The organism is Nonomuraea sp. NPDC003201, assembly GCF_053590415.1.
Genome location: NZ_JBSFTC010000121.1, coordinates 19,803 through 31,016, shown reverse-complemented (window position 1 = coordinate 31,016; position 11,214 = coordinate 19,803). Strand labels below are relative to the sequence as shown.

Genomic DNA, 11,214 nt, shown 5'->3' with positions numbered 1-11,214 from the left:
CCCTGGTGGCGGCCATGGCGGCCAAGGGCGCGGCGCCGGGCCGGATGGTCGCGCTGGTCGGGCCCGGCGCGTGCGGCCGCTGCTACGAGGTGCCCGCCGACCTGCGCGAGCGGGTGGCCTCCCGCGTCCCCGAGACGTGGTCCACGACGTCGTGGGAGACGCCCGCGCTCGACCTGCGGGCCGGGATCGAGGCTCAGCTCCGTGCCGCGGGGGTCCAGGACGTACGCCATGACGCCCGCTGCACGATCGAGTCGGCGGAGCTCTACTCGCACCGCAGGGAGCAGCCGGGCGGTCGTTTCGCCGGGCTCATCTGGCTCGCATAGGCTCCTTTTCCGCATTTCTTCGGTAAATGTCGCTCCATGCGCGTCGTCATCGCGGGGGCGGGCATCGCCGGGCTGACCGCGGCCCTGAGCCTGCACGCCGCGGGAATCACCGATGTGGTCATCCACGAGGCGGTCGACGAGCTCCAGCCGCTGGGCGTGGGCATCAACATCCTGCCCCACGCCGTACGCGAGCTCATCGAACTCGGCCTGGGCGACCGCCTGGCGGAGATCGGCGTCGAGACCGCCGACCTCACCTTCATCAACCGGTACGGGCAGCGCATCTGGTCCGAACCACGCGGGCTGCTCGCCGGGCTGCAAGCAGCCGGCCGGTTCGAGCCCGCCACGCTGGACGCGCGCCGGAGCTGGTCGGTGGAGACCGACGCCTCCCCGGAGTCAGCCGCTCTTGCCGTTCGACCTCCCCGAGTTGAAGATCGCGTTGATGATGATGATCCCGAGCCAGATCGGCACCAGATAGCCCGCCTTGTCGTCCCCCAGCAGGACCAGCAGGAGGGTGGAGATGGTGCCGAGGCTGAGCGAGACGATCGCCAGGGCGAGCCGCTGCCCGTCGGGCGCCCGGTCGCGTGCCGGCGCCTTCGACGCCCGCTGCGCGATGCGCTCGTCCACCCGCCGGTCGACCTCCTGCCCCATCTTGTCGAGGAAGGACTCGACCACGGCGTCCTCGAACTCCGGCCCGAGGTCCCGGCGGGCGGACACAGCTGCCTTTAACTCATCCCCTGTACTCATATGTCGAGATATAACGGGTGGCGTGGCTACCGGGCAAGGATGTCGTCCAGGTTGTAACTCACGGGACGTTCGAGCTGCTCGTACGTGCATGACTCCGGCGTGCGGTCGGGCCGCCACCGCCGCCACTGCGCCGTGTGCCGGAACCGGTCGCCCTCCATCTGGTCGTAGGCCACCTCGATCACCAGCTCCGGCCTGAGCGGGATGAACGACAGGTCCTTCTTGGCGTTCCACCGCGACACCGCGCCGGGCACCCGCTGCCCGCCCGTCGCGGGCCCGGCGGCGGGCTGGCCGACGTTGGCCGCCGCCTGCTGGGCCCAGTGGCCCCAGGGGTGCTCGCTCAGCTCCGCGAGGTACGGCTTGATCTCCTCGACCAGCTCGGCCCTGCGCGCCATCGGGAACGAGGCCGCCACGCCCACGTGGTGCAGCCGGCCGTCGTCACCGTAGAGACCGAGCAGCAGCGACCCCACGATCGGGCCCGACTTGTGCTCGCGGTAGCCGCAGATCACCACGTCGGCCGTGCGCTCGTGCTTGACCTTGAACATCGTGCGCTTGTCGGGGATGTACGGCTGGTCGCCCGGCTTGACGATGATGCCGTCGAGCCCCGCGCCCTCGAACATCTCGAACCACTCGGCCGCCTGCTCGTCGTTGGTCGTGACCGGGGTCAGCCGAATGGACTCGCCCTTTTCCGAAAATATCCCCTCAAGTCGCGCGCGGCGCTCCGAGAACGGCGTCTCCATCAGCGACTCGTCGCCCAGCGCCAGCAGGTCGAACGCGACGAACTGGGCCGGCGTCTGCTCCGACAGCAGCCTCACCCGCGAGGCCGCCGGATGGATGCGCTGCTGCAGCGCGTCGAAGTCGAGCTGCGACCCCCTCGGCAGCACGATCTCGCCGTCCACCACGCACCTGTCCGGCAGCTCCGCCCTGACCGCCTCGACCAGCTCCGGGAAGTAGCGCGTGAAGGGCCGCTCGTTGCGGCTGCCCAGATAGACCTCGTCGCCGTCGCGGAACACGATGCACCGGAAACCGTCCCACTTCGGCTCGTAGAACAGCGAGCCGTTCTGCTTGGGCATGGCCTTGACCGGCTTGGCCAGCATGGGCGGCACCGGCGGGCGCACCGGCAGGTTGGGCACCGGCCGCTCTTCGGCGGGCTCCGCGAGCCCGGTCGGCTCCGTGAGCTCAGTCGACTCGGTCATGGCTCTGCTCCCTGTCGTATTTGCAGAAGAGGACCCCCTCCTCCTCCAGCACCTGGCTGAGGCGTAGCGAGACCTCCGAGGGCTCGCCGTTGAGTATGCGCGCCGCGCCGCCCCCCACCAGCAGCGGGCTGATGGACAGGCACATCTCGTCGACCAGGTCCTGCGCCGCGAGCTGGGCGTTGATCCTGGGGCCGCCCTCGCACAGGATCCTGGTCAGCCCGCGCTCGTGCAGCTCCGTGACGGCCGGCACCAGGTCGACGCTCTCGCCCCCGGCCACGATGACGTCGGCGTGCCTGGCCGCCGCCTTGCGCCGCTCGTGCGGGGCGGCCTCGCAGGTGATCACGATCGTCCGGCTGGGCGCCTCGGTGAACAGCTCGTCGTCGAGGTCGAAGTCCAGGCTGCGGGTGATGACCGCGATGGGCGGCACCTCCGGCCTGCCCGCGCGGATCTCGCTCCACCAGTCACGCGGGGGAACGGGACCGTATCCCTCCTTGCGCACGGTCGCGGCGCCCGCGAGGACGACGTCGGCCAGGCCGCGCAGGGTCTGGAAGATCCGCTTGTCACCCGCGCTCGACAGCCCGCCCGAGCGGCCCTTCAGCCACGCCGCGCCGTCGGCGCTGGCCACCATGTTGAGCCGCAGCCGGGGCCGCCCCTCGGGGTAGGCGTACGCCTGCACGATGTCCGGGTTGTCCTGTATGTCGGGATAGATGCGCCGCACTCCTCTACCTTGGCACACCCCACCGACAGTTGGCCCACGCGGGAGCTCGCGCGGGGGCGGGGCACGCTCGTCGCGGGCCCCGCCCGGTTCCTGGGCTGGTCAGGCCGTGGTGAAGGAGATCCACGCGTCCGGGGGGACGTCGGGCCGGTTCGGCACGGCCAGGCGCTCCTCCGTCCACGCCGCACCGGCGATCTCGGTGGCGACGCGCCGCCAGAACGCGACGGCCGCCGCGTTCGAGTCCTGGAAGGCGATCTTCCAGGGGCCGGGGTGCCGGGAGATCACCTCCCGCACGACCTCCATCCCGATCCCGGACCGGCGCGCACCGCGTACCACGAAGAAGCTGTTCAGCACGCGCGCCGGGCCGGACAGCGCGCGCACGAACGAGAACCCGACGGGCCGGTCGTCGCTGGTGAACAGGTAGGCCGCCCAGTCGTCGTCCTCGAGCGCCGAGCGCAACCGGTCGCCGTGATAGGTGGCGTCGGGGTTGGGCAGCCCGCCCTGGAACTCCGCCATGTCGTGGCGGAACATGAGCCAGAGCCGTTCGACGGTGAGGTGGTCCGCGGCGCTCACGGGCCGCACGGTTGCCAGAGAAATGGTCATACAACCACTTTCCGGCCGGAATCAACATCCGGCCGGAAAGGTAAAGCTAGCAGATGCGAGCGGGCATTTCGGGATATGGGGCGTATAGCACTTTTGTGTATCCAAGGACGCGCGGGCGTTCACGTGCTTACGTGGCGGAAGGGATCGGGGGAGGGAGGCCCTGTGGGTCTGATCACCGCTGTGGCATGGGCGGTCGCCGCGCTGGCCGGGGTGTACCTGCTCTACTTCTGGCTCTCCGGGGACGGGCTGCGCCGGGCCAAGGTCACCCGCTTCCCGGCCGCGCTCGTGTTCTCCCACCCGGCGCTGGCCGTGTCGGCGCTGGTGTGCTGGGTGGGCGGGCTGGTCACGGGGAGCAGGGCGCTGGCGTGGGCCGCGTTCGGCGGGCTGGCGGTGGCCGCGCTGCTGGGGTTCACGATGTCCACGCGCTGGCTCGGGGCCGGGCGGCACACGACGTGCGGGCGCCGGTTCCCGGTGCTGGCGGTGACGCTGCACGGCCTGGCGGGGGTCGCGACGTTCGCGCTGATGCTGCTCACCGCGAGCGCGGCTGGCGCAGGACCTGGAGGGAACGGGCCGTGACGGCGACCACGTCGCCGGCCTGCCAGCCCTCGTCCACGAACGCGTCCTCCATCGTCTCGTGGCTGGTGTCGAGCACGGGCACCCATCCGGTGCCGCACTCCTCGCCCGGCAGCGTGAACGACATGTTCTCGTGGTGGGCGTTGATGAGCAGCAGGAACGAGTCGTCCACGATCCGCTCGCCGCGCGGCCCCGGCTCGGTGATGGCCTCGCCGTTGAGGTAGACCATGAGCGACTTGGCGTAGCCGATGTGCCAGTCGCCCGCCGTCATCTCCGTGCCGCCCGGGGTGAGCCAGACCAGGTCGCGCTTGCCGTCCTCGGGATGGCGGCCGTGGAAGAAGCGGCGGCGCTGGAAGACCGGGTGCTCGCGGCGCAGCTTCGACAGCGCCCTGACGAACTCCAGCAGCTCCGGCTCCGTGTGCAGCATCGACCAGTCGACCCAGGCCAGCTCGTTGTCCTGGCAGTAGGCGTTGTTGTTGCCGCGCTGGGTGCGGCCGAGCTCGTCGCCGTGGGAGAGCATGGGCACCCCCTGCGACAGGAACAGGGTGACCAGGAAGTTGCGGCGCTGGCGGTGGCGGAGCTGGACGATGCCGGGGTCCTCCACGGGGCCCTCGGCGCCGCAGTTCCAGGAGCGGTTGTCGTTGGTGCCGTCGCGGTTGTCCTCGCCGTTGGCCTCGTTGTGCTTGTGGTCGTACGAGACCAGGTCGCTGAGGGTGAAACCGTCGTGGCAGGTCACGAAGTTGATCGAGGCGACCGGGCGGCGGCCGGAGGACTCGTACAGGTCGGCGGAGCCGGTCAGGCGGGAGGCGAACTCGGGGAGCGCGGAATGCGTGCCTCTCCAGAAATCGCGCACGATGTCGCGATATTTGCCGTTCCACTCCGTCCACAAAGGCGGGAAATTCCCGACCTGGTAGCCGCCGGGCCCCACGTCCCACGGCTCGGCGATCAGCTTGACCTGCGAGATCACCGGATCCTGCTGGATCAGGTCGAAGAACGCGCTCAGCCGGTCGACGTCGTGCAGCTCCCTGGCCAGCGCCGAGGCCAGGTCGAACCGGAACCCGTCCACGTGCATGTCGAGCACCCAGTAACGCAGCGAGTCCATGATCAGCTGCAGCGCGTGCGGCGAGCGTACGTTGAGGGAGTTTCCGCACCCGGTGTAGTCGAGGTAGTAGCGCCGGTCGCCGTCGTGCAGCCGGTAGTAGGCGGCGTTGTCGATGCCCCGGAACCCCAGCGTGGGCCCCATGTGGTCGCCCTCGGCCGTGTGGTTGTAGACGACGTCGAGGATGACCTCGATGCCCGCCTCGTGCAGCGCCCGCACCATCGCCTTGAACTCCAGCACCTGCTGCCCCCGCGTCCCCGCGCTGGAGTAGCCGCCGTGGGGCGCCAGGTAGGCCATGGTGTTGTAGCCCCAGTAGTTGGTCAGCCCGCGGGCGACCAGGAAGTGCTCGGGGATGTAGTGGTGGACCGGCATCAGCTCGACCGCCGTCACCCCCAGCGACAGCAGGTGATCGATGATCGCCGGATGCCCCACGCCCGCGTACGTGCCGCGCAGGTCGGGCGGCACGTCGGGGTGGCGCATGGTGAGCCCGCGCACGTGGGCCTCGTAGATCACGGTCTGGTGGTACGGGATGCGCGGCGGCCGGTCGTTGCCCCACTCGAAGAACGGGTTGATGACCACGTTCTTCGGCATGTAGGGGGCGCTGTCCTCGGTGTTGCGCCGGGTCGGATCGGTGAAGTAATAGGGGAACAGCGCCTGGTTCCAGGTCAGCTCGCCGTCGATGGCCTTGGCGTAGGGATCGAGGAGCAGCTTGGCCGGGTTGCACCGGTGGCCCTGCGACGGGTCGTGCGGGCCGTGGACGCGGTAGCCGTAGCGCTGGCCCGGCTGGATGCCCGGCAGATAGCCGTGCCAGACGAACCCGTCGACCTCGGGCAGGTCGACGCGCTCCTCGGTGCCGTCGTCATGAAAAAGGCACAGCTCGACTCGCTCGGCGACCTCGGAGAACACCGCAAAGCTGGTGCCAACGCCATCCCAGGTGCCGCCGAGTGGATAGGGCTCGCCCGGCCAGACCTCGCGCATGTGGCCCAATTGTCGCACGCGAACACGTTCTTGGTCTCTCAATGCGCCGATCGCCCTCCGTACCGGGGTCTCCACGTGCCCGGCCTCCGGGCCGGGCAGGTCGCGGCGACCGTCAGAGCAGCTCGGCGTTGAGCGTGATCATGGTGCCCGTCAGGGCCTTGCTCACCGGGCAGTTGGCCTTGGCCGTCTCGGCGGCCTCCGCGAACTGCTCGGCCGAGATGCCGGGAACGTGGCCCTTCACCGTGAGCACGATGCCCGTGATGCCCTCACCCGGCTGGAACGTCACGTCGGCGCTGGTCTCCAGCGACTCCGGCGGGGTGCCGGCGCCGGCCAGCCCGTGCGAGAGCGCCATCGAGAAGCAGGAGGAGTGGGCGGCCGCGATGAGCTCCTCCGGGGACGTCTTGCCGCCGGCCTCCTGGGACCTGGACGGCCAGGAGACCTCGAACGTGCCCACGCCCGAGGTGTCGAGCGACACGGTGCCCGAACCGTTGAGCAGGTTGCCCTTCCACTGGGTGGTGGCGGTGCGAGTGGTGGCCATGACGTGCTCCCTCCGTATTGGTCCTCCGACCTTATCGCGCGCCGGCAAACTCCCTGCCTCTCGGTCATCCGGCTCTACTTTTGCGGCGAATAATGACATGCTCGGGTCGCGGCGCCCCCGCCGCCTTCTGGTCCGGATTACACGGGAGTGTGGTGCCAGTGGAGGCACCGTACGACGACCGCCTGCTGCACCAGCGGGTGGTCGGCGGCGATGAGTCCGCGCTGGGCGAGGTCTACGATCGGCTCTCCTCGCTGATCTTCGGGCTGGCGCTGCGGGTCACCAGGGACCGGGTGATCGCCGAGGACATCACTCAGGAGGTGTTCCTGGTCTTCTGGGAGCGCCCCCTGTCCTACGACCCGGAACGCGGCACCTTACGCGCCTGGCTCGCGACGATCGCGCACCGCCGCGCGGTCGACCACGTGCGCGCCGAGGAGCGGCGGCGCGTGTCGGCACTCGGACCCAGGCTGTTCGAGCGCGAACCTGACAGACTGGAGGACACGGTCCTGGCCTCGGACGAGGCCAAACGGGTGCGGCAGGCGGTGACCTCGCTGCCCGACGGCCTCCGGGAGGCGGTGGAGCTCGCCTACTTCGGCGGCAGGACCTATCGGCAGGTGAGCGAGGAGCTGGGCGTGCCCGAGGGCACGGCCAAATCGCGCATCCGGCTGGCGCTGAGACGCCTGGCGGACGCGCTTGCGGAGGAAGAGGTGTAATGGACCCCATCGAGCGCCTCTATCTGGACGCGATGATGGAGGACCCGGAGGTGCCGGCCCGTTCACTGCGGCCCCAGCTTCTGGCCGGGGCCAGGGCCCGGCGCAGGCCCGCGGCCCCCACCGCGGCCTGGGCGGAGCCGTACGCGGGCCGGGTGGCCGCGATGGACGCGCTGCTGACCTCGGCCGTGGACGACGACTGGTCGCGCGTGATCGTCGAGGGCTGGACCCTCCAGGAGCTCGTCGCCCACCTGGCCGCCAAGGACGGCCTCCTGGCCGCCTCCGTCGGCGCCCCCGTGCTGGGGCCGCCCATGGGCGCGACCGATTCGACGGGACGTACGAGCGACGTTCAGGCGTACGAGCGCACCCGCAGCCCCGAGCAGACGAGAAGGGACTGGCGGGCCCAGGCCGACGCCCTCTGCCGCCACCTGGCCGACCTGCCGCCCACGACCCCGGCCACCCTGGACGGCATGGAGGTCCCGGTCCGCGACCAGCTCCTGGCGCGCTGCCTGGAGACCTGGATCCACACGGCCGACGCCGCCCGGACCGCCCGGCTGCGCCTGCCCGACCCCATCGCCGAGCACATCCACCCGACCGCCGACCTGTGCGCGCGCCTGCTGCCCTGGACGATGCTCCTGTCGGGCATGGACGGCTCCGGCCGCACCCTCCACCTCACGCTGACGGGCGCGGGCGGGGGCGAGTGGCAGGTGCCCCTGGGCGTGGAGGACGCCCGGCCCGGCCCGCCGGACGCCCACATCACGGCGGACGTGGTCGCGTTCTGCTTCCTGCTGGGCGGCAGGGGAGAGCCCGCCGAGTTCCCGGCCGAGCTGGCCGGCGACCTGCCACTGGCCAGAGACGTCCTGACCGCGGCCCCGGCGCTTTCCGGCCCCTGACCGGCGGCGCTGTCCATTCTGGGGGAATTGGGCGGGAAATGCCCTGGGATATAGCGCGAGGTCCTTTAAGTAACTCGCAAAACCATCGTTTAATAACCCCACCGGGTTTTGACAGGTTATTTGGGTTTACGGAGTTAGGCGAGAATATTCACATGGGTACGTCTGCCCCTGTCTGAGTGCCTGCGGAGATAGTGGGCACTGGATTTCGGGCCGATCTACCCATGAACGGAAACGAATGCACGTGAACACTGAAAGTCGGCAATCGCGGACGCCTCGCCATGGGCGGGCCGCGACACTAACGCTGGCCGGCGCCATCGTCGGCTCCCTGTTCCTGCCCACGGGTCTGGCGGCCGCGGCGAGCGCGGTGCCCAACAGCGCCGCCGTCCCGGCGGGCGTCGGGGTCATCTCGAACGAGAAGCCGCCGCTCTGTGGCAAGCACTGCGGTCGTCGCGGATGGGGAGGGGGAGGGTGCTGGCGCCCCTGGTGTGGCCCGTGGGGCTGGGGCGGTCGCCGCCACCACCGTCGCGACGACGAAGAGATCATCCGCATCCGTCAGCCGCGTCCCCAACACCACCACCACCATCCGGTGCAGGAGACGAGGCCGACGGTGGTGGCGCCACCCGTCAAGGAGCAGCCGGTCAAGCACCCGGTCAAGGACGACGACCTGTTCGAGGGCCCCGAAGAGACGGGCCAGGACGAGACGGGCCAGAACGACAGCTGGTGGCCCAACGGGGACGACTGGCGGGATATCTTCGGCAGCGAGAATTAACCGGTGAGCTGAAACAGCTCCCGTTTTCGGAGAACGGTCGATGACAAATGCCGTGGCCGGCGAAACGGCCACGGCATTTGCCGTAGGAGAGGAGGGTCCCCGTGATGGACGACGCGACGGGACTGGCGGGGCTTCTGTACGAGTTCGGGCTGCTCAAGCGCTACAAGCGGACCGGGTGGCTGGTGGCGGGCGTACGGGACCCGGAGAGCATCGCCGAGCACTCGTTCCGCGCGGCCGTCATAGCCAGCGTGATCGCGAGGCTCGAAGGCGCGAATCCGGAGCGGGCCGCGTTCATGAGCCTCTTCCACGACACCCAGGAGACCCGCATCACCGACATCCCGTACATCGGCAAGCGCTACCTCAAGGCGGCCTCCAACGAGGACGTCACCGCCGACCAGATGCGCGGCCTGCCCGCGGAGGTGGCGGACATGGTCGGCGACGCGGTGGGGGAGTACGAGGAGAAGGCCAGCCTCGAAGCCGTCTGCGCCCGGGACGCGGACAAGCTGGAATGCCTCATCCAGGCGGTCGAATACCGGGAACAGGGGCACCAGAACGTCCAGGGCTGGATCGACAGCTCCCTGGACGCCCTGACGACCCCGACCGGGAAACGGCTGGCCGAGGAGGCCCTGCGCACCGGCACCCTGGAATGGGTGACGCGCGTGCTCAACGGCGACTGAGCACTCCCCGGTCCGGCGGGAGGGTGTGGGTCAGCCGGTGACGGGCTGGGTGACGAGGTCCCGCTCGTACTCGTCGTCGCTCTCCGCCAGCACCCGCTCCACCCCCTGCGAAGCGCGCTCGTCGCCGCGCGTCAGCAGCCCTCGCGTGGCCTCGGCCACCGTGCGCAGGTCGGCGTCGGCGAGGCGGGCGGCCAGGGCCTCACGGATGACGGGCGTGTCCTCGGACAGCCCGGCGAGCCCGGCGGTGGCCCAGTCGCGCACCTCCGTGTCCTCGTCCTCCGTCATCGAGATCAGCAGCGCCAGGCCTTCCTCGTGGCCCGGCGGCAGCACGTCGGCCAGCGCGATCGCGTCCGTCATCGTGCGCTTGTGCCCGGGACGCCCGATGACGTCCAGCACGTGCGGCAGCGCACGGGCGTCCCCCTGGTGCCCGAGCGCGGCCAGGACCGACCGCAGCACCTGCGGGTTGCCCTCGGTGGTGACCATCTTCTGCAGCAGCGGCAGCGTCGTGTCGAGGTAGGGCTTCTCCCCCTCCGCGAACCCGAACTGGGCGATCGCGTCGACCCCGAACTCCCGCTCCCTGGCGTCCTCGCTCCCGCACAGCCGGACCAGCGCCTCGTACGTCTCGTCGTCCGCCCGCTTGCCCAGCGAGTCGGCCACGATCCACCAGGTCTCGGCGTCCTCGTCGATGTCGCGGTGCGCGACGGCCCGCGCCACGAGCTGCTCCACCGGCGTGTACGTGCCCGTCGCGTCCTCCAGCAGGGTCGCGACGGCGGCGTGGCCGCGCTGCGCCTGCACCTGCTCGCTCTCCGAGCCGTCGGCCGCGCGTCCGGCCACCGTGACCAGCTCGGTGCCGTCCTTGGCGTACTGGCGGGCCACGACGTACTCCCAGCCCTCCTTCTCGATCTGGTCGAGCAGCGCGCTCTCCAGGTGCACGCCCACCCAGGAGGCGGCGATCTCGAGCGGCGTGTCGCCGTCGCCGTCGTACTTCTCGGCATCGGCGCCCGCTTCGAGCAGCACCTGCACCACGCCCAGCGCGCCGCGCCGGACGGCCAGCGTGAGCGGGGTGTCGCCGGACTCGTTGGCCGCGTCGACCTCCGCGCCCGCCTCGATCAACGCCTTGGCGGTGGCCGCGTGGCCGTTGGAGGCGGCCCAGTGCAGCGCCGTCCAGCCGCCCTCCTCCCGGCCGTTCACGTCGGCGCCGGCCGTCAGGAGCGCGCCGGCCACCTCCACGCGGTCCCAGGCGGCGGCCGCGCACAGCGGCAAGCCCTCCTCACCTGGGCTGTTGGGATCGGCGCCGCCGGTGAGCAGCTTGCCCACGGTCTCGGTCTCGCCGTTCAACGCCGCGCGGTAGAGCTGTTCCTCATGCATGACAGGGACCCTAGCCTGGTCCGGCCGCGCCCCG

At 70.6% G+C, this 11,214-nt stretch carries 13 protein-coding genes and 1 pseudogene; 7 read left to right on the top strand and 7 right to left on the bottom strand.

The genetic code is table 11. From position 1 onward, the window contains the following. Together ACWDX9_RS33370 and ACWDX9_RS33365 are read left to right on the top strand one after the other, a co-directional pair. Positions 1-323, top strand: a 323-nt coding sequence (locus ACWDX9_RS33370; protein WP_449960987.1) for a laccase domain-containing protein, incomplete at its 5' end; no start/stop codon positions are given. A gap of 36 nt (positions 324-359) precedes the next feature. Then, positions 360-629 (top strand): annotated as a pseudogene (locus ACWDX9_RS33365) (FAD-dependent monooxygenase); the annotation flags it as partial. A gap of 87 nt (positions 630-716) precedes the next feature. Here ACWDX9_RS33365 and ACWDX9_RS33360 read toward each other — a convergent pair. From ACWDX9_RS33360 to ACWDX9_RS33345, 4 genes are all read right to left on the bottom strand, one after another. Further along, positions 717-1,037 (bottom strand): hypothetical protein, encoded by a 321-nt coding sequence (locus tag ACWDX9_RS33360; RefSeq protein ID WP_449960984.1) that lies wholly within the window; start codon positions 1,035-1,037, stop codon positions 717-719. Positions 1,038-1,093: 56 nt separating this feature from the next. Continuing rightward, complete coding sequence (locus tag ACWDX9_RS33355; RefSeq protein WP_449960981.1) at positions 1,094-2,260, bottom strand: ATP-dependent DNA ligase; 1,167 nt, start codon at positions 2,258-2,260, stop codon at positions 1,094-1,096. After that, a complete protein-coding gene (locus ACWDX9_RS33350; protein ID WP_449960978.1) occupies positions 2,244-2,978 on the bottom strand; it encodes a pyrimidine reductase family protein in 735 nt (244 codons plus the stop codon). The genes ACWDX9_RS33355 and ACWDX9_RS33350 overlap by 17 nt, the downstream gene beginning before the upstream one ends. Positions 2,979-3,077: 99 nt before the next feature. Beyond that, positions 3,078-3,578, bottom strand: coding sequence for a GNAT family N-acetyltransferase (locus ACWDX9_RS33345; protein ID WP_449960975.1), 501 nt, complete (start codon positions 3,576-3,578; stop codon positions 3,078-3,080). 162 nt (positions 3,579-3,740) lie between these two features. On the opposite strand from ACWDX9_RS33345, the gene ACWDX9_RS33340 reads away from it, so the two are divergent. Beyond that, the gene (locus ACWDX9_RS33340; RefSeq protein WP_364239507.1) at positions 3,741-4,154 is read left to right on the top strand and encodes a hypothetical protein; all 414 of its coding nucleotides are present in this window, start codon (positions 3,741-3,743) and stop codon (positions 4,152-4,154) included. Here the strand turns inward: ACWDX9_RS33340 and glgX are convergent. After that, positions 4,108-6,228 (bottom strand): glycogen debranching protein GlgX, encoded by a 2,121-nt coding sequence (glgX, locus tag ACWDX9_RS33335; protein ID WP_449960971.1) that lies wholly within the window; start codon positions 6,226-6,228, stop codon positions 4,108-4,110. The two genes, ACWDX9_RS33340 and glgX, sit on opposite strands and share 47 nt — an antisense overlap. Before the next feature lie 112 nt (positions 6,229-6,340). Further along, positions 6,341-6,766 (bottom strand): OsmC family protein, encoded by a 426-nt coding sequence (locus tag ACWDX9_RS33330; protein ID WP_449960969.1) that lies wholly within the window; start codon positions 6,764-6,766, stop codon positions 6,341-6,343. Positions 6,767-6,918: 152 nt separating this feature from the next. On the opposite strand from ACWDX9_RS33330, the gene ACWDX9_RS33325 reads away from it, so the two are divergent. The 4 genes from ACWDX9_RS33325 (at position 6,919) to ACWDX9_RS33310 (ending at position 9,812) form a co-directional block, all read left to right on the top strand. Continuing rightward, positions 6,919-7,476, top strand: a complete 558-nt coding sequence (locus ACWDX9_RS33325; RefSeq protein WP_350722683.1) for a sigma-70 family RNA polymerase sigma factor — start codon at positions 6,919-6,921, stop codon at positions 7,474-7,476. Continuing rightward, positions 7,476-8,366 (top strand): maleylpyruvate isomerase family mycothiol-dependent enzyme, encoded by an 891-nt coding sequence (locus tag ACWDX9_RS33320; protein WP_449960965.1) that lies wholly within the window; start codon positions 7,476-7,478, stop codon positions 8,364-8,366. Before ACWDX9_RS33325 ends, ACWDX9_RS33320 begins: the two co-directional genes overlap by 1 nt. A 241-nt stretch (positions 8,367-8,607) precedes the next feature. Beyond that, positions 8,608-9,135, top strand: coding sequence for a hypothetical protein (locus ACWDX9_RS33315; protein ID WP_449960963.1), 528 nt, complete (start codon positions 8,608-8,610; stop codon positions 9,133-9,135). A gap of 104 nt (positions 9,136-9,239) precedes the next feature. Beyond that, a complete protein-coding gene (locus ACWDX9_RS33310) occupies positions 9,240-9,812 on the top strand; it encodes an HD domain-containing protein (protein WP_449960991.1) in 573 nt (190 codons plus the stop codon). 30 nt (positions 9,813-9,842) lie between these two features. Here the strand turns inward: ACWDX9_RS33310 and ACWDX9_RS33305 are convergent, their stop codons facing one another. Continuing rightward, positions 9,843-11,180 (bottom strand): ankyrin repeat domain-containing protein, encoded by a 1,338-nt coding sequence (locus ACWDX9_RS33305; protein ID WP_449960960.1) that lies wholly within the window; start codon positions 11,178-11,180, stop codon positions 9,843-9,845. Positions 11,181-11,214 lie beyond the last annotated feature (34 nt).

What these genes read in the sequence shown, in the direction of transcription:
- ACWDX9_RS33355 (WP_449960981.1), bottom strand. Translation starts at nt 2,260, where the DNA reads ATGACCGAGTCGACTGAGCTCACGGAGCCGACCGGGCTCGCGGAGCCC.
- ACWDX9_RS33345 (WP_449960975.1), bottom strand. Translation starts at nt 3,578, where the DNA reads ATGACCATTTCTCTGGCAACCGTGCGGCCCGTGAGCGCCGCGGACCAC.
- glgX (WP_449960971.1), bottom strand. Translation starts at nt 6,228, where the DNA reads ATGCGCGAGGTCTGGCCGGGCGAGCCCTATCCACTCGGCGGCACCTGG.
- ACWDX9_RS33330 (WP_449960969.1), bottom strand. Translation starts at nt 6,766, where the DNA reads ATGGCCACCACTCGCACCGCCACCACCCAGTGGAAGGGCAACCTGCTC.
- ACWDX9_RS33320 (WP_449960965.1), top strand. Translation starts at nt 7,476, where the DNA reads ATGGACCCCATCGAGCGCCTCTATCTGGACGCGATGATGGAGGACCCG.
- ACWDX9_RS33310 (WP_449960991.1), top strand. Translation starts at nt 9,240, where the DNA reads ATGGACGACGCGACGGGACTGGCGGGGCTTCTGTACGAGTTCGGGCTG.
- ACWDX9_RS33305 (WP_449960960.1), bottom strand. Translation starts at nt 11,180, where the DNA reads ATGCATGAGGAACAGCTCTACCGCGCGGCGTTGAACGGCGAGACCGAG.